A 16,936-nucleotide genomic window follows, 5' to 3' on the forward strand; every position below is an offset into this window, starting at 1 on the left:
ATCATATAGGATATTGCTTTTCATACATCTCATTCCCCCTCATCAATATTGTACTTCATGCATATTGAAGACTCCAATCCAATTAGGGGGCTTAAGAGTTTCGGCTGAAACTGTCAAGAATAGCTGTACTTTTTCCATTTATTTCATTTCAACTCCTGTTTTGGAGTAAATTAACTGTACTTTTTCCATCTATTGGTTACATGAGGAGGTTGGTTCCTTGTGTGAGCAGGTTCCTTCGAAGTATTAGTTATTCTGGTGCGCTATTCACTTTGGATTATTAGTCACTTGGGTGAGCTAGTTACTTCAGAGTATTAGTCACTTTGGCGCGCTAGTTACTTCAGAGTATTGTTTGTTTGGGTGTGCTAGTTACTTCAGAGTATTGTTTGTTTGGGTGTGCTAGTTACTTCGGTAGATAAATGGTTGGCGTGTAACATTCTTTCATAGAGGGAGCTGTTAACTCCCATCACTACCCAGCCAGCGGCGAGGCGAGATACCACCCACCAGACGAAAGAAGCAGCCCCCATCACATGTATGGGAGCTGCTTCCGGTTAATACCTTAAGGATAAAACGCATTCTTCGCAGTCGTCGTTGGGCACCAACGCGCGTTAAGCAGGAACTTAATGAGTGTGTCTTTCGCACGCTCTGTGCCAACATAGCGCAAGGATTCCGCCGCATGCGCACGTACGTAACGGTTCTCATCATCGAGAGCGATTTCCAGTTGTGGAATCGCTGCTTCTGCACTTGCCCCTAAACGGGACAGCGCCAAGCTGGACATGAACCGCACCTGTGCGCTTTCATCCCGCAACGCATCCCCCAAACATGCCACAACTTGATCGTGGCCAGATTCTATAAGACCTAGAGCATCAACGACAGCGCAGCGGATCGTCTCCGAAGGATGCCCCATCAAGTTAATAAGTGCTGGTACTGCATCACTTGCGAGCCCTCTCAATTCACCAAGCGCGAACACGGCATGTGCGATGATTTCCTCTGAATTCCCAGCTTCATTATTCTCCGTCGCCAATGCAGCAATCAATCCACTTTCCGCATCATTCCCCGCTACAGATAGGCCATAAGCAGCAAGTCGCGACACATTTGTTTTCTCGCTATGAAGGGCTTGAAGCAAAGCTTCCACACCACTTGGACCACTTGCTGCGAGCTCATAAGCCGCATTAATCGCATCAGGTTCCAAACTGCTTAATCCCGTTGTCAACTCAGCGATCCGTTGCGGATCAGAAGAAATCGTGTTAGCGATACTGCCAACTTGTCCCGACAACCAATTCCACGTCTCTTCCCACATCAGATCATGCTCACCCATTGGCAGTTGTAACCCCTCCGGTTTGCGCCATCCGCTCTCTTGATTGTTCCAGCTCGGAGATTGCGGCAGCTCAGTCCGCATAAATTCAAACTTCAACATATAACGAGGCTGGCCCAACACATTCGGAGTGGAGCGATGCCAAATATCATAATGAATTAACGCAAACGTACCCGCTTCCCCACTCGCCAGAACCTCACCTTCAGGTTCATTCCCTTCAAAAGTACGAGATTCATAGTTTTGCGTACCTGGAAGTACGCCAGTCGGTCCTAATTCAACAGGAGTATCCTGTGGGAAATACATAATCATTGCCCATTGCGGGTGATGATTGCGCATCCTTTTGTAACCCCAATAGCTATCTTTATGCCAACCGCCAGCTACACTCGAAGCATTGAAATGCCCATGGCGATGCGCATGCATCATGTAATTAGGTCCTAGTACACTGGTCAATGCACCAGTCACAACCGGATGGTCAAAAACTCTGCGCAGCTCACGAATTCGAGGTAAAAGATTATTGCCTGGATTGCCTTCTTCGGTATACACCGTATTCAATTGCTCTACTAAACTTTCATGGAATTCACGTGGGAAATCTGTTTTGAGTATTAGGCAACCATTCGTAATAAACGTTCTCATTTGCTCATCAGTCAATAATAAAGGTGTATGGCTTTGCATTGTCTCTGCCTCCTTGGCATGTAAGGAATGTGTGACTCATGCTTTTATTATATGAATGATGATTCGAACATTAAATAAACAATCTTAATTCGTACTAGCACAAAATTAAGGTGTTATTATCCACCTGCTATTTAAATGTAGCACTTGGATTCTTAGTCTATCAGAACGGCTCCGATTCGCTTGTAAAATAACAGCGAGCAAACAGGCAGCCACTCAAATGGCCAATAATATGGATGTGGTTGAGAGCTCAATGATGGAGGGAACTCTTCTTTTGTAGCAAGCAGGTGAGCTCATTTGGCAGGAGATTTGTGAAGTAGCCAAAGACGAGCTGACGAAGGCTGAAATACTGGGCCCATCAGGAGTTCGGCCTTCATCGCATCGAACTTAGCTTATAGAATCGCGGGCATCACGTAGCTATAGACGGCAATAAAGTGGCAAGTACTTCCCGCCAGAACAAACAGGTGCCAGATTGTGTGATGATAGCGTAATTGGTGCCAGAGGAAAAAAGGTACACCGCCAAGGTAGCTCATCAAACCAAGCCCTAACCAGATAAATGCCATATGCGGCAGTCGCACATAAAGTGGCATAATGAAGAGCATCATGAAGGCTCCCATGCCTAAATACATTAGCAGCCCCCAAGGCATAAACCGCCCAATGATCACATGCACATACCTTATACCGCAGAAGGCTAGCGCCCAAATGACGATGAGCAGCTCAATCGCAATGCGGGTATGCCAGGTAATAAGCAGGAAAGGCGTATAGGAACCCGCCATGGCGATGAATATTGCCGAATGATCCAGCATCTCGAAGCGCTTCCCCCACTTAGGTGAGCGTACAGCATGCAGCAGTGTAGAGGACACATAGAGTAGGCAAAAGGAAACTCCGAACACCGCGTTACTCGCCGTGTACAACCAATCCTCAAAAAGCACAGACCGCTGCAATAGCAAAATCAGCCCATAAACGCTTAAACACACGCCAATTCCATGGCTAACCGTGTTTAAGCGTTCTTCTTTGCGTACAAGTTGATCCTCCATGGGCAAAGACACTCCTTTCGCGTGTTAGTTCTAGTTTTTCCCATGGAGGTGGCGCGTATGTATGGGATGTCTTGCGCGATGTCGGCAGTAAATTGCCACTGGCGGCATATAAATAGTCGATTTTTCGACTATCTATATGCCTTTTGCCTCTCTCGGGCCTGAGATAGTCGATAATTCCGACGATCTCCTCGCTTCTTGCCTCTTTCGGGCTTTAGATCGTCGATTATTTCGACTATCACCATGCCTTTTGCCTCTCTCGGGCCTGAGATAGTCGATTATTTCGACTATCTCCTCGAATTTTGCCCCTCTCGGGCCTGAGATAGTCGATAATTCCGACGATCTCCATGCCTCAATTGGCTTTTTCAGTAATCATGACTTGATAACTCCTCGTCAGACTTCCACCACACGGGCTTAATTTAGCTAGTAAAAAAATTAAACGCCGCCAACTCCAACAAACAGGAGCTAGCGGCATGTGCTTCACGCATTATATGATTGCTTCTTCTCCAAACCAAACTCTGGAGCACTTCTCAAAACAAATTTGATTCTCTCCCTCAAGTAGCTCCGTGTTGTGTCCTTCTTTTCAAAGTGGAGTTCCTTCTTTTTCCCTCTTCTTTTTACGCAGCAATGCAGCCAACTCTCTATGATGCTTGAACATGATGAGCAGCGTATTCCCCACCCAGATCCACAACAGCATTGCCGCCGCGTCCCTCACATACAGATAAACGCCAAGCAGCAGCATCCCGATCACAACATGCTGTCCATCCGTCTCTGACGATAGGGGCCTCCATCTGTTTATGACTTTCATCGCTCCTAGCATGATTGCCAAAATTACCGCCAACGCAAGTGACACTTCAAACAGTGTCAAGCCGCTCCAAACGCCGAACGTAACAGCGATCGCCTTGCCCCCTTTTCCCCGCAAAAATGGCGAAAACGCATGCCCAAATATCGGCGCTAACGCAATTGGGATTAGTCCATACCCAGACATTCCGCCAACTTCCACTGCCAATACAATGACGAGATACCCTTTGACAAAATCGAGCAATACCCCAGCAATACCCAACCGAAACCCAGCAGCTTTCCACAAATTAAGGGCGCCTGGATTGCCGTCACCGACGGTTTTTAAATTTTTTCGAGCTAACCGACCCAACCAATAACTAAACATGAGCGCGCCCGATACAAAAGCACAAATCGTCCAAATGATGATCATTGCTCTCGCCTGCTTCCTACCTTGACGTGCCGCCCTTTCCAGGCCACATGCCCTAGAAATACGACCTGATACATCGAGTACAGCATGACCATAATGAAAAATAACGTCGACACAATGTGTATCACGGGCGTAACAATGCCGAAAATACCAACGTATTTTACAAAATAAAAGAGCTGTGCCATGTACAAGAGGTACCCGATTAGAAGCGGAATGCCCCATGATGTCGATAGGAAAAATGGGAAAGTTGCTGAGAGCACCAACCCAATGGCCCAAATCGCGGTTAGTGTAAGTGTGCCTGCTTTGAGTTTAGACGTGCCTAGAACAGCCCCTTTGCCGAAGCCTTGGATCTGACTTTTCAGCCCCTGAGGATACATTCGGAACGAAACCAGCCCATAGCCGATAAAATTGTTCACCGGAATGCCTGCTCTTGCATATGTAGCACCGAGATTAAGGTCGTCCAGCATTTCAGATTTGATGCCTTCGTGGCCTTTGATTGATTCGTAATCTTCCCTAGTTGTCAAAATACAAGACCCATAGAGGCCTTTCTGATTATTATTTTTTTCAAAAGGGGACGTAAACGCAAATACACCGAGCACATTGAAGATGAGCGCTAGTCTCTCTCTTAGATTCTCCGTGTAATGGTAGGGCACGATCGACAATACGCCACCTAATTTATTCCGTGCTTTTACCAAACATTCTAATGCTCTCGGTGCAAATCGAATATCTGCATCCAGGAAGGCAATGAGATCACCGTTGGCGTGGGAATAGCCGTTCCAAACAGCCCAATTCTTGCCCGTCCACCCGTCAGGCAGCTTAGGATTAGAAATAACGGTAACACCATAATGTTCAGCGAATTCTTTCGTGTTATCTTCTGAAAAATCATCCACCACGATGATCTCATAGGGTTCCAAAGTTTGTATTTTCAGGGCATGCAGAAGGTGAGGAAGATTGTCCGCTTCATTCCTAGCTGGAATAATAATAGACAACTTTACTTCATTCAGCGCTTGATCGGTGCTGCGAGGTATCACTTGTCTTCTGAAGATTAAGAAACCCGACAGACACCCTAGGAAACAAATGACTAGTAACGCCATGTTTGGAACTCCTCCTTCACATCCCACTGTTAACGGGTCCGGTGCGAGACATTTTAACGATCCGTGAATACAGGTATATAGATGTATATGAAAGATCAATCGCTTCTCATGCGAACAATTCACTCCGTATGTTATAATAATGCTTATCACTTAATAGGAGGCATACCATGCCTATGAAAATTTATGTCATCCTCTCTTTTGATGGGGAAACACTTGAGAATGTTTATGTCGGTCCCGACGAGGAAAAAGCGCTTGCGTTTAGACCAGCTGATTTTGAAAATTGCGATGCACTCTTTGTGGAAATTTGGGAAGACGGGGAAAAGACCGATGATTTCCGATTAGAAGAAGATGAGGATTTGGAAGACGAAGAACTATATAACGCTGAAGACAATGAGGAAGAAGCGAAATAAGTTTTCCCTCTATATAGAATAGAAAGGTTGATTACATATGGATTATGCGTTCGCTATTCAACCAGCTGAGTTTACTCGTTTTGACGAAGAGTCCGAGCTGATCGAGCAATGTAAAGAATGGGGTTTAGTTTCTGAAAAAGCGGTAAAAGCCAAAGCCTTTTTCTATAAAGGAAATAGCCTTAATGTGGCTTGCAACATCGTCGGTCTCGTGGATCCTATGACGGCTGTCATTGAATTGGATACGAAGCAGCTACACTGCATTCATCCCTCCTATTTGAAGGAAATGCAAGCAGCGAACTATAGCCAACGTGGTGCGGCACTGGCTGAAGATGCCGCTGTTGCGGACGAGTTGGAGACTGCCGAGCCGGAAGAAAAGCCAGCCAAAGCAGCAAAAGCCGCGAAAGCTGAAGTTACAGCTGAAGATAATGCTAAAGATGGACAAGCTACTCCTGCTGAGAAAGCTCCTGCTAAGGAAAAAACGAAAAAAGAGAAAGCTCCTAAACTGGATCTTCCTGAAGAAAAAGTGAAAATGAAGGCAACCGTTACCGAGTTTACAACCGTGCCGAATAATTTCTCGGATACGGATGATGAAGTCATCATCTATGAAGCTGTGTCCATCCTCGAGCCCGCTTTGGACATCGGCACTGCTTGGTCGAGCCACAGCGCAACGCTCAAAAAGCTTGAGCTCGCCGTAGGCGACACGGTCACTTTCGAGTGCAAAATCGTTGCAAAAAAGCTGAGCAAGCATCCGGTGCCGTATAAAATCAACAATCCGGGTAAAATGCAAAAGGTCACGGAATAAGAATTAGTGGAGCTTCAGCCCTTTTAGGGGCTGAAGCTTTTTTGTTGGCTGGGCGGCTTGCGCGGCTGGCATTATGGTGTCGCGGCCGCGTCGGCCAATAGTGAGACGCCTGGTGAAGTAAGTGGAATAAGGCCCCAGATGGGCCTTATTCCACACCGCGCGAGGGTGCGCCTGAACTTTAGCGCCCTAAATGGGCGCTATCACCTCCGCTGCGCTCGCCTTCCTTGCGCTCTGGACGGGATATGGCCCAAAATGGGCCTTATTCCACACCGCGCGAGGTTGCGCCTGAACTTTAGCGCCCTAAATGGGCGCTATCGCCTCCGCTGCGCTCACTTTCCTGGAGNGGCCCAAAATGGGCCTTATTCCACACCGCGCGAGGTTGCGCCTGAACTTTAGCGCCCTAAATGGGCGCTATCGCCTCCGCTGCGCTCACTTTCCTGGAGCTCTGGACGGAATAAGGCCCAAAATGGGCCTTATTTCCTCGCGTACCGCCTCGCGAACTAACTTTAGCGCCCTAAATGGGCGCAATCACCTCCGCTGCGCTCGCCTTCCTTGCGCTCTGGACGGGATAAGGCCCAAAATGGGCCTTATTCCACACCGCGCGAGGTTGCGCCTGAACTTTAGCGCCCTAAATGGGCGCTATCGCCTCCGCTGCGCTCACTTTCCTGGANAGGCCCAAAATGGGCCTTATTCCACACCGCGCGAGGTTGCGCCTGAACTTTAGCGCCCTAAATGGGCGCTATCGCCTCCGCTGCGCTCACTTTCCTGGCGCTCTGGACGGAATAAGGCCCAAAATGGGCCTTATTTCCTCGCGTACCGCCACACCTCATCCGCACCAATATACGCTCTACATACTAACCCTATGTGCATGAGCTACATGGACACAAACCACACACCAACAAGTAGCTAGATTTGTTCTTCATCCCCTCTCACTTTCTACCACAACCTGTTGCCAAAGGCACTCTGCAAAACCAACCCTTCATGCTATAATTAGCACTAAGAAAGGTGCTGATCAGATGGCTCCAAACCTGACAACCATGCAGCCGGCAGAAACGATCGGTATGCTTACGGATTACCACTTTCCGCCTTATATTACATTGGCTCATATGTTCCATGCCCCTCAGGAATGGGCGATACACAATCGAGAGATGACGCAGTATATTCTGCAATATGTCGTCGATGGTTTTGCACACTATCCTGTTGGCGATAATCCCTACGAGACACGCCGCGGTGATCTCTTATTTCATCGTCCGAATGAACGACACTCGATTATCAAAGAAGATCACAGTCCTTATGTATGTATTTCACTTGTCTTTCATTTTGGTACGTCAGCGTTCCCCTACGAGGACCTCTTCAAACATAAGCATCTGCTCGGTAATTTCGCGGATCACCCGGTAGAAACGATGCTTTCCCAGCTTGTTTCGCATTATCGCCAACCAGGTCTTATACATCAAATGCACTGCCAAAGCCTACTCATGCGTATTCTTGCCGAAGCCGCGCAAGCTTTCGAAACGGGTTTAACCCGCACCAAAACCGACGCACTCACGATGCCCAAACTCGTCTTAATCAAAAACTATCTCACCGAGCACTACGACCGCGAAATACAAATTAGAGAACTGGAAACCGTTTCTGGTCTCAGCAAAAACTACATTTTGACCTTATTCCGCCAACATGTCGGCATGTCTCCTATGCAGTATTTAACATGGATCCGCATCAACAAGGCGAAAGAGTTAGCCATACACAGCAACCTTTCCTTCAGTGAAATCGCAGATCGCGTCGGGTATTCGGATGTCCACACTTTCGGGCGCATGTTCAAGAAAAAAACGGGGCAAAGTTTAACCCAGTTTTGTTCGAATTTGATCTATTCATAGCTCATTAGGATGTTAGTTGGGATTGCGGCTGGTCGGTGATGAGTTGATTGAGTGACTAGTTGAGTTTGAGGTTGAACTTTGATGAGATGACTGGTCGGCTGGGAGTGATGAGACGAGGTCACTGAACGAGCCAACTGGATTTTATGTATCTATTTCTGCCTCTTCTGCCCATTCCGGCTAAACTTGCACTAATTAGCTGTAGATTTTCCATCAATTCGGCAAAAACAAGAATTCCCCGATGATTTAACCACATAAAATCCATCTATTTCATCTTCGTACGTGAGAATCGACAACAGAAAGGCCGTCCCCAGGAGGAACAGCCTCATTCTTACTTAAGCACGCCAATATTCCGTATGCGTATACCGGTACGTCTTCGGCACCTGCTTCGTACCTATCGCGAATGCGCCTTTAGGCTGATAATCATACGGTGTTTCTCCTGATGTATAAGCCGCTTCTTTGCGCTTCTCGATACAATCGACGAGCATATGCTGCTTCAATGATAGATACTCTAGCGTGTGAGGACCAAACTCCGCTTCGATCTCACCCGGGCGGAACTCGTAATAAACGGTACGGCGAAGGGCATTGCCATCTCCCTCAGGTGAGCCATGCAGCAGCTGAATATTGTGGAAAATGACATCACCAGGGTTCATTGGCACGGGAACAGCATCGCTGACATCGAAGCCTGGGCGTGCGCAGCGTTCCTCGGCAACCTCAGCTTCCCAGTTGTTCGAGCCAGGAATTACCCACAGGCATGATTTCAGATCTGCTTCATCCAAATAGAAATCAACATTGAAGATTGGACGCGGATCTGTGCAACCTACGGGCACTAACGCGTCGCGGTGCCATGGCACGCTGGCCGCTTGATTCGGGATTTTCACAACTAAGGAATCCCACGTTGGAATGAAGTTAACTCCTTGAATCTTCGCTACCGATCTTAAAATAAACGGATGCGCAAGCAACGCCTTATTCGCCTCTTGCTTGTCGATAATAAACTCCGTCCGCCAATATTTGCGTTCACCATTTTTCCTCACACGGTACATATAATCCTCGTCATCGCTTCCAGCCATCCCAATATCTACGGCCTTCATCGTTTGCTCCTGCAGGAGTCTAAGCTCCTCTCCAACTACCACATTTCGAATAACAAGGAAACCATTTTCTAAGAAAAACTGCGCTTGCTCACTCGTAATTTCATCTTGCAGTAATGCATCGGCTTCAGGAATCTGAATCTTTTGTTGGCTCATGCGAACAACCTCCTCAAATATCTTTCATACCTTTACTTTACTGCATCGGTTAGCGAAAATCTTTAGTCTAAACAGGCATTATGGTTGCCAAAAGCACAATGTCCACTTTGATATTCCTTTGGCGTCATGCCGACAGACTTTTTAAATAACTTCGTGAAATACACCGGATCTGAGTAACCCACAAGCGAGCCTACTTCGTACATTTTCACATCTGGATAATCCTCCAAGATATGCTTCGCTTTTATAATTCGCAGATCAGTCACGTAATCGGTGATCGTCTTCTTCGTTTCCCTTTTGAACAACTTGCACAAATAACTAGGATTCAAACCTACTTTAGCGGAGAGCTCATTCAACTCAAATGCTTGATTCAGATCTGACTCCAGCATACGAATGACATCCGCAATGATTTGCTTCTTGTGAACCTTAGGCTCCACAGATAAGTGATCATTCATTTCCTTTTCAGATGAATCCAGCACCGCAAAACGCTCCCCAACTCGCTTCAAAACTTGAAATAAATCCTTCTTGTTCACCGGCTTCGATAAATATTCTTCCACACCGAATCGAATTGCTTGACGGGCATACTCGAATTCATTAAATCCACTTAAGAGAATAATATGTGCATCCGGATAATCCGACCTTGTTCGTTCGATCAGCTTCATCCCGTCCATCATAGGCATTTTGATATCGGTCAGAAGTATTTTGCAATCCGCAGCTTCCCAGCCACTCATTTTATCTAATGCTTGAATTCCATGCGCACACAGCCCTATTATTTCAATAGGCAAATCCATAGCCTCAACCATGGCTTGAAGTCCTAACCGAATCCGCTGTTCATCATCGACTATCAACATTTTCATCGTCATTTATGCGCTCTCCTTCCATGCTTCCAGAACCGGTAGGACAATCGATACAGTCGTGCCGCCCCCGATTTCACTGTTCACTTGCAAACCGAATGGGACACCATACTGCAAAATAATACGCTCATTCACGTTGGCGATACCGATGTTAGAACGATTTTCTTGCTGCAAACCTAGCATCGCATTCCGAATAATTTTCAGCTGCGATTCTTCCATGCCGCACCCGTTATCCCTAACGGTAAAATAGATCGCTTGCTTATCCGTGTAAGAACTAATCGTGATCCGACAATCCTCTTCCTTCATTTCAAACCCATGCAGAATGGCATTTTCCACGATAGGTTGAAATAAAAGTTTAATCACAGGGTAGCTCAGATGCCCTTCGCTGATGTTCAACTCCAGCTGAATATCTTTGGAGAAACGAAAGTTTTGCAACGCCACATATTTCTCCAAATGATCCAATTCCTTATGAATCGTCACTTGATCCGTTCCCCGCAAAATGCCGTACCGCAGCAGCTCCCCCAAATTGTAAGTCATTTCCGAAATCTCATAATCTCGTTTTACTTCAGCCGTCATACGGATCACTTCCAGCGTGTTATAAATGAAATGGGGATTAATTTGATGCTGAAGCGACCTTAGTTCAGCTTCGCGTTTGCGATTTTGCGTCTGATAGACTTCTTCCACCAGCTCATTGATTCTTCTAATCATATTATTAAAATGCTTCGCCAGTATGCCAAACTCGTCCGAGTATTTCACTGGGATTTGGACATCCAAATTCTCCTTATTGACCTGCTTCATCGTCCTCATCAGCGTCCTTAATGGCCGCGTCAAAGCAATTGCAATAATGGCGGAAGTCACTAATGCTACGGTAATGGAAAATAGGACGAGAATCATCGTGAAATCCCGTGTTACCCGCGTCTCCTCTGTCAGATGATCCACAGGAATGAAAACAATTTGCTTCCACCCCGTTACTTCCGACGTTGTATAAGAGGTTAAATATGACTTCCCTTCGATCGTCACTTTGAAGCTGCCCTGCGCCCCAACTGCTTTCTGCACGAGTTCATTGCTAGCCACATTCGTAGAAATCCATTTCTGCTCGCTATCATAGATCACCGTATTCTGATCATCAAGTACCATGGTCCTGCCTTTGGTGACTTCATCCAACTCACGGACGGCATCCGCAATTACTTGGATTCTCGAGTCAAAAATGATCATTCCAATACCTTCTAAGGAGTTCGTATTCTTCAATTCTCGGGCAATCGAGAAATAATATTTATCGGTATGACCAACGGTTAGTTTCTGTGTAGAGATCACGATCGAAGAGCCTTGAGCATTCCGTACCTGTTGTCGTAAATCCACAGCCTGCTGCCGAATGTTGGCCCGGATCGTATCATTTTTGGTGCTATCGTACATGTTGCCATAATTATCAAAAATATACACAGACTCCGTATCATTCTTCAAGCTGTTCAAGCCTTTCACAAAATTCTGGAGGCGGTTATTTTCTTCCACCGTTTTGTTGGGATTGGCGAGGGACTCCTGAATATCCTGCATATAAATTTGACTGCCCGTTACGCGCTTAATATCGGATACATACTGATCCACGCGCTCTAGTATTTTCTGCGAAATCTGATTAACATAGAGGGCTGTATTTTTTTCGATCGATTTGGAATAACTTGCATACGAGATCATCGAGATCGTAACAATCGGCACTGTGATCCCAATGACAAACACTGTAATCAGCTTCTGAGTGAGTGACAGCCTCACAATCCAATGCCATATTTCGCTTAGCACAACAAGTTCCCCCTAGCTCTTCCTCATGAATGTAAGCCCTTTCTTTATAAAATTCAAGAAAACCCATGGCACTTAAATAAGGGCCTTGGGTTACTATTTCGACTCGTCAGATGCGGTGTCCTGCAAGCTTTTTATTTCACAGATCCATTCGTAATCCCGGAGAAAATGTACCGTTGCAGGAACAAATATAACAATACCGTCGGAAGCAGGATGATTAGAATGGCTGCACAGATCAATTGCCACTCAGCACTATTCGTCCCGGTAAATTTCATCAAGGTGGTCGAAACCACACCTAGCTTCTGCGAAGGCATATACAAATATGGCGTGTACATATCGTTATAAATGGAGATGGTTTTCAAAATAATAACCGTTGAAATGGCTGGTGTTAACAGCGGGATGATAATGCGGTAGAAGATGCCGTAGAGGGATAAACCTTCGATCATCGCATTCTCATCGAGCTCATAAGGGATATTGCGAATAAACTGCAGTAAGATGTAGATTTGGACAACGTCCGCACCAATGTACAAGAGAACTGGAGCGAAGTGCGTGTTAAACAAACCCAACCATTTGATAATAGAGAAAATCGCCACCTGAGTCGTAATCGCCGGAATAATCGCTGCTCCAGTATAAAGCCCCAGAATGAGAAAACGACCAGGGAATTTGAAGCGCCCGAGCACATACGCCACCATCGTTCCCATGACAATATTGCCAATCAAGGATAAGCCGATCACAATTGTCGTATTCAGAAACGCCTGCCCGAGATTGCCTCGTTCAAATACAATCTGGAAATTCTCAAAATTCAGAAAGGAGTTTGGCAGAGAAAACGCACTGGACATGCCATATTCCTTGCTCCCCTTAAACGCATTTACACACAAAATGTACAACGGGAAAAAGATAATCAGACTTGCCATAGATAATAGTGCGTATTTCACTGTCGATGTGATTGGTCTTGCTTTCATGGTGTCACTCCTCCTTTCCTCCAACAATTCTCCGTTGTGCGGATACTACGACAATGACGACGATCATCAATAACACACTCATCGCAGAAGCGAGTCCAAAGTTATTATATTGAAACGCGGTCTCCACTGTTTGCTGAACATACGTTTTACTTGCTGCCAAAGGGCCACCTTTGGTTAGGACGAAGGGCAGGTCGAATACCTCCAAAGCCCCAATCACAGTCAGAAACAGATTAAGCTCGATGATTTTCCTCATACCAGGTATTGTAATGTAGCGAAGCACTTGCAATCTTCGTGCACCATCTATTCTTGCTGCTTCATAGAGATCTTCGGGGAGCGATTGCAGGGCCCCTAAGTACACAACCATATTGAAACCCATGAATTTCCATACACCAATCGAAGCCAGAGAGATGTTGACAAGACCTGGTTTTCCTAACCAAGAAATAGGATCCATACCTATCAAACTTAAGAAATAATTCAATGAACCCGTATTCGTATCGAAAACATAGCCGAACATGAACGCTACAGCGACCCCATTCATAATGTAGGGCAGGAATAAGACCGTCCGAAACATATTACGTCCTTTGAGCTTACTGTTTAACAGGACTGCGAAGAAAAAGGCTGCAACATTTTGCAGGATGCCACCTACGAAGTAAGCAACATTATGGAGGAAAATATAGAAGACTTCCCTATTCCCCATAATCTCTTGGTAATTTGAAAATCCAACCCATGTCTTAACCGGTGTTAATCCATCCCATGATGTAAAACTTAAGTAAATAAGTCTCAAAGCTGGATAGTAGGTAAATGTCAACAGCAGCACGAGTGGCACGATTAGGAAGGATACGATTAAGGTGATTTTTTGTTGTTGGTAGCTCATCTCCATACCTCATTGCTCTTTAATTTGAAAAAGAAGACTGAATGCTTGCGAACGATCACTCAGCCCTCACACGCTTAACGCTTACTTACCGAGCGCTTTCTTCGCATCTACCCATTTTTTGTTGTATTTATCAAATACTTTGGCCACATCCGTTACCGCCACTTCTTGTGCGATATCGTTTAGATCGATTTGTGCTTTGTTTTGGATCGCCATAGCGTCACTGTTATCCGCTGCGATTTCAACGAAGTTCAAGTCTTTCGTAGCCAGGAAGTCAGATAATTGCGTGACGGAAGACTTTTTATCCTTTAATGATGGAATGAAGCCTGCGAAATCATCATAACCGGAATCTTCAATTAACCATTTCACGAAAGCTTTAGCTGTTTTGAGGTTTTTACTATTTTTGCTAACGGCATAGAAATAGTCAGGTGTCATCAACGTAGTCAGCTTACCTGAGTTATCGAAAGGCATCGGGAAGAAGCCGACGTTAGCACTTTGCGTACCATTTTCGATCACTTGCGGGATCACCCAGTTCGGCAAGAGGTACATCGCCATTTTGCCAGAGGCTACATCTTTCTTGGACTGCTCCCAGTTGGAGGAGTTAATGTCCTTTTCCACGTATCCCTTGCTGATCATCGTTTTGAGGATGCCTAAGGACTTGGCGAAAGCTCCGTTCGGGTCAAAAGCGTTCTCCTGCTTAATGCGATCATTCCAGAAGTTCGGATTGCCGGACATCGCTACCGCTACGTGCTGCCATGTGTAAAGCGGCCATTTGTCTTTGTAGTTGGTTGCTAGAGGTACAATTCCCTTCGCTTTTAGCTTCTCAGATGCCGCATAAAACTCATCGAGCGTCTTCGGAAGCGCTGTGATACCGGCATCTGCGAAGGCTTTCTTGTTGTATACGATGCCTGTTGTAGAGCCGCCAGTTACGAGGCCATAAGTGCCGCCGTTCGCCGTTTTGTAGTCTTTAAAGCGGATTTTATCATTCAGACCAAGATCATCCAGCGGGGCAAAATAATCAGGAAGCTGTGTATTCGGAATATTCGGAATCAGAACAACGTCCGGCACTTCCGCAGTCGCCAAGCGTAATTTAATAGCGGCTTCATAATCCTTCAGTGCTTCGAATTCCACATCTGCATTCGGGAACTTCTTCTTGAAGGCTTCCTTATATTCTTTCAGCTTCGTATCAATTAAATCTGTGCGGTTCGTTGCGAACACGATCTTCCCTTTAATATCATCATTCGGATTCGCTGCTTTGGGAGCTTCCGTCGCTGGAGCTGGCGTAGCCGCTGCAGTCGTAGCTTTGGCTGCAGGTGATGGGCTAGCTGTCGTTGTTGTTGATTCGGTTCCGCATGCTGCGAGTAAAATGGCAAATAAACAAATCGATGTTGTGGCTACTAATGTCTTCTTCATCCTATTTCCCCCAATGAACTAGTTTGTGTAGCGCTTACATTTTTATTATAAAACGACCATGCCTCGAGTAAAATGGCGCTCATTTGTTTTTCCTTGTACTGTATTTCCACTTTTCAGTGAAAACCGGGGTGGAATTCGGGGGCAGAAGCCCCCTTCGCTGTTACATACACTTGATTCGCTAACTCTGACAATTCAATCTCACGATTATAGGTTTGCTCGATGATCTTTTGAGAAGTTCAATCGCTTCAACACAAAAAAACACCAGACTATGTCGGGTGTCTCACGCTGAGGAATCCAGCTGTCTTCTATGCCAAACTACTCGCCTAATGCTTCAATCGTCTTCTTGCTTCGAGCTCCTGTTTCAGTGCTTGTTCCACCAATTCGGCCATCATATCGAATTTCTCAGCAACCGTGTAGGTTAACATGGCCCCACAGTGTGTGCAACGCTGCTTCTGGAGTTCAGTTAGTTTGGAACACGATTTGCAAGTAATCATGAGAAGTTGTCCCCTTTGTGTACATAAGATACATCTATTATACACTTCTGGCGAGTATCACACACCTACACCTTTAGGTAGAACGAAAGGTTCGTGGTGAACTTCCATATTTCTGCTTAAAGGCTCTTTCGAAATGCGTTAACGTATTGAATCCTGATGCGAAGCAAATTTCTGTAATCGGAATATCTGAGGCTTGCAAGAGTGATTTGGCAAATTGTAACCGTAACCCTTGCAAGTAGATTTGGAACGAAATACCTGTCATTTTATGAAAAACGAGACTAAAATAATTCGGTGCCAAGCCAGCTTGCTTAGCAGCATCTTCTAAACGAAGTTCTTCCCGAAAATGATGATGCATATATACAAGCGCTCGCTGTAGCGTCGAGGACTGTGATGGCGTGACCTGCAACTCTGACAGACCTTTATGTTCATGATAAGTTCGGAATAGATACAAGAGGATTCGCTCGAATGCCCCTTTGATCACAATAGAATGTCCAGGTTTCTTCGTTTGAACCTCGTCACGTATTAATCTGAACTCTGAATCAATGACATCATGATGAGTCTCGTTCAGGTCAACCATATATTCGGCAACTTGCCCAAACATGAACTCTCGCAGTTCTTGATCCAATAATTCCTCATCAAACACTAGATTATATAGCTCCATGGGTTCATTCTGATACGAATAAATTTCATGGAAATCTGCGGGAGTTAAGAGAAACAAGCTGCCTTTTCGCAATTCATGCTCAGTTCCATTCACAATGTTCATGCCTCTACCTCGAAGCACAAAACAAAGTTCATAGAATTCATGCCAATGCAGGGCATGATGCTCATTGATATGTTGAAAGAAAATTTGAAAGGAGGAAGAAGGATGAATAAATTGTTCGTTCGTTAATCTCACCGGTTGTTTCTTCATCCGCTTC

At 45.6% G+C, this 16,936-nt stretch carries 15 protein-coding genes; 3 read left to right on the forward strand and 12 right to left on the reverse strand.

Features of this window, described 5'->3' with window-relative positions:
* Positions 1 to 556 precede the first annotated feature (556 nt).
* The 4 genes from ASG89_RS05540 to ASG89_RS05555 all read right to left on the reverse strand — a co-directional run bounded on the left by ASG89_RS05540 (position 557) and on the right by ASG89_RS05555 (position 5,316).
* The gene (locus ASG89_RS05540) at positions 557 to 1,984 is read right to left on the reverse strand and encodes a HEAT repeat domain-containing protein (protein ID WP_057309506.1); all 1,428 of its coding nucleotides are present in this window, start codon (positions 1,982 to 1,984) and stop codon (positions 557 to 559) included.
* Between the two features lie 389 nt (positions 1,985 to 2,373).
* Positions 2,374 to 3,018, reverse strand: a complete 645-nt coding sequence (trhA, locus tag ASG89_RS05545; protein ID WP_057309508.1) for a PAQR family membrane homeostasis protein TrhA — start codon at positions 3,016 to 3,018, stop codon at positions 2,374 to 2,376.
* Positions 3,019 to 3,598: 580 nt separating this feature from the next.
* Entirely contained in the window at positions 3,599 to 4,225 is a 627-nt protein-coding gene (locus ASG89_RS05550; protein ID WP_057309509.1) for a glycerol-3-phosphate acyltransferase, read from the reverse strand.
* Positions 4,222 to 5,316: a glycosyltransferase family 2 protein gene (locus ASG89_RS05555; protein WP_057309511.1), complete on the reverse strand. Its 1,095-nt coding sequence runs from the start codon at positions 5,314 to 5,316 to the stop codon at positions 4,222 to 4,224. The genes ASG89_RS05550 and ASG89_RS05555 overlap by 4 nt, the downstream gene beginning before the upstream one ends.
* A gap of 167 nt (positions 5,317 to 5,483) precedes the next feature.
* On the opposite strand from ASG89_RS05555, the gene ASG89_RS05560 reads away from it, so the two are divergent.
* The 3 genes from ASG89_RS05560 (at position 5,484) to ASG89_RS05570 (ending at position 8,399) form a co-directional block, all read left to right on the forward strand.
* On the forward strand, positions 5,484 to 5,726 hold the full coding sequence (locus ASG89_RS05560) for a hypothetical protein (protein WP_235549629.1): 243 nt from the start codon (positions 5,484 to 5,486) through the stop codon (positions 5,724 to 5,726).
* Positions 5,727 to 5,763: 37 nt separating this feature from the next.
* Complete coding sequence (locus ASG89_RS05565) at positions 5,764 to 6,528, forward strand: hypothetical protein (protein ID WP_057309513.1); 765 nt, start codon at positions 5,764 to 5,766, stop codon at positions 6,526 to 6,528.
* A 1,016-nt stretch (positions 6,529 to 7,544) separates the two neighbouring features.
* Positions 7,545 to 8,399, forward strand: a complete 855-nt coding sequence (locus ASG89_RS05570) for a helix-turn-helix domain-containing protein (protein WP_235549630.1) — start codon at positions 7,545 to 7,547, stop codon at positions 8,397 to 8,399.
* Positions 8,400 to 8,731: 332 nt separating this feature from the next.
* Here the strand turns inward: ASG89_RS05570 and ASG89_RS05575 are convergent, their stop codons facing one another.
* The 8 genes from ASG89_RS05575 to ASG89_RS05605 all read right to left on the reverse strand — a co-directional run bounded on the left by ASG89_RS05575 (position 8,732) and on the right by ASG89_RS05605 (position 16,929).
* A complete protein-coding gene (locus tag ASG89_RS05575) occupies positions 8,732 to 9,640 on the reverse strand; it encodes a phytanoyl-CoA dioxygenase family protein (RefSeq protein ID WP_057309515.1) in 909 nt (302 codons plus the stop codon).
* Between the two features lie 62 nt (positions 9,641 to 9,702).
* On the reverse strand, positions 9,703 to 10,500 hold the full coding sequence (locus tag ASG89_RS05580; RefSeq protein ID WP_057309517.1) for a response regulator: 798 nt from the start codon (positions 10,498 to 10,500) through the stop codon (positions 9,703 to 9,705).
* Positions 10,501 to 12,282: a sensor histidine kinase gene (locus ASG89_RS05585; protein ID WP_057309519.1), complete on the reverse strand. Its 1,782-nt coding sequence runs from the start codon at positions 12,280 to 12,282 to the stop codon at positions 10,501 to 10,503.
* Between the two features lie 131 nt (positions 12,283 to 12,413).
* Positions 12,414 to 13,241: a carbohydrate ABC transporter permease gene (locus ASG89_RS05590; RefSeq protein ID WP_057309521.1), complete on the reverse strand. Its 828-nt coding sequence runs from the start codon at positions 13,239 to 13,241 to the stop codon at positions 12,414 to 12,416.
* Positions 13,242 to 13,245: 4 nt separating this feature from the next.
* The gene (locus tag ASG89_RS05595) at positions 13,246 to 14,115 is read right to left on the reverse strand and encodes a carbohydrate ABC transporter permease (RefSeq protein ID WP_235549631.1); all 870 of its coding nucleotides are present in this window, start codon (positions 14,113 to 14,115) and stop codon (positions 13,246 to 13,248) included.
* Between the two features lie 81 nt (positions 14,116 to 14,196).
* Positions 14,197 to 15,525: an ABC transporter substrate-binding protein gene (locus ASG89_RS05600; protein WP_057309523.1), complete on the reverse strand. Its 1,329-nt coding sequence runs from the start codon at positions 15,523 to 15,525 to the stop codon at positions 14,197 to 14,199.
* Positions 15,526 to 15,848: 323 nt separating this feature from the next.
* Complete coding sequence (locus ASG89_RS36155; protein ID WP_157276535.1) at positions 15,849 to 16,019, reverse strand: hypothetical protein; 171 nt, start codon at positions 16,017 to 16,019, stop codon at positions 15,849 to 15,851.
* A 73-nt stretch (positions 16,020 to 16,092) separates the two neighbouring features.
* Positions 16,093 to 16,929, reverse strand: coding sequence for a helix-turn-helix domain-containing protein (locus ASG89_RS05605; protein WP_057309524.1), 837 nt, complete (start codon positions 16,927 to 16,929; stop codon positions 16,093 to 16,095).
* Positions 16,930 to 16,936 lie beyond the last annotated feature (7 nt).

Source organism: Paenibacillus sp. Soil766 (assembly GCF_001428105.1).
Taxonomy (GTDB): Bacteria; Bacillota; Bacilli; order Paenibacillales; family NBRC-103111; genus Paenibacillus_E.

Excerpts from the sequence above, each read along its gene's own strand:
- ASG89_RS05565 (WP_057309513.1), top strand. The coding sequence starts at position 5,764 with ATGGATTATGCGTTCGCTATTCAACCAGCTGAGTTTACTCGTTTTGAC.
- ASG89_RS05570 (WP_235549630.1), top strand. The coding sequence starts at position 7,545 with ATGGCTCCAAACCTGACAACCATGCAGCCGGCAGAAACGATCGGTATG.
- trhA (WP_057309508.1), bottom strand. The coding sequence starts at position 3,018 with ATGGAGGATCAACTTGTACGCAAAGAAGAACGCTTAAACACGGTTAGC.
- ASG89_RS05555 (WP_057309511.1), bottom strand. The coding sequence starts at position 5,316 with ATGGCGTTACTAGTCATTTGTTTCCTAGGGTGTCTGTCGGGTTTCTTA.
- ASG89_RS05600 (WP_057309523.1), bottom strand. The coding sequence starts at position 15,525 with ATGAAGAAGACATTAGTAGCCACAACATCGATTTGTTTATTTGCCATT.
- ASG89_RS05580 (WP_057309517.1), bottom strand. The coding sequence starts at position 10,500 with ATGACGATGAAAATGTTGATAGTCGATGATGAACAGCGGATTCGGTTA.
- ASG89_RS05595 (WP_235549631.1), bottom strand. The coding sequence starts at position 14,115 with ATGAGCTACCAACAACAAAAAATCACCTTAATCGTATCCTTCCTAATC.
- ASG89_RS05540 (WP_057309506.1), bottom strand. The coding sequence starts at position 1,984 with ATGCAAAGCCATACACCTTTATTATTGACTGATGAGCAAATGAGAACG.
- ASG89_RS05560 (WP_235549629.1), top strand. The coding sequence starts at position 5,484 with ATGCCTATGAAAATTTATGTCATCCTCTCTTTTGATGGGGAAACACTT.
- ASG89_RS05605 (WP_057309524.1), bottom strand. The coding sequence starts at position 16,929 with ATGAAGAAACAACCGGTGAGATTAACGAACGAACAATTTATTCATCCT.
- ASG89_RS36155 (WP_157276535.1), bottom strand. The coding sequence starts at position 16,019 with ATGATTACTTGCAAATCGTGTTCCAAACTAACTGAACTCCAGAAGCAG.
- ASG89_RS05575 (WP_057309515.1), bottom strand. The coding sequence starts at position 9,640 with ATGAGCCAACAAAAGATTCAGATTCCTGAAGCCGATGCATTACTGCAA.
- ASG89_RS05550 (WP_057309509.1), bottom strand. The coding sequence starts at position 4,225 with ATGATCATCATTTGGACGATTTGTGCTTTTGTATCGGGCGCGCTCATG.
- ASG89_RS05590 (WP_057309521.1), bottom strand. The coding sequence starts at position 13,241 with ATGAAAGCAAGACCAATCACATCGACAGTGAAATACGCACTATTATCT.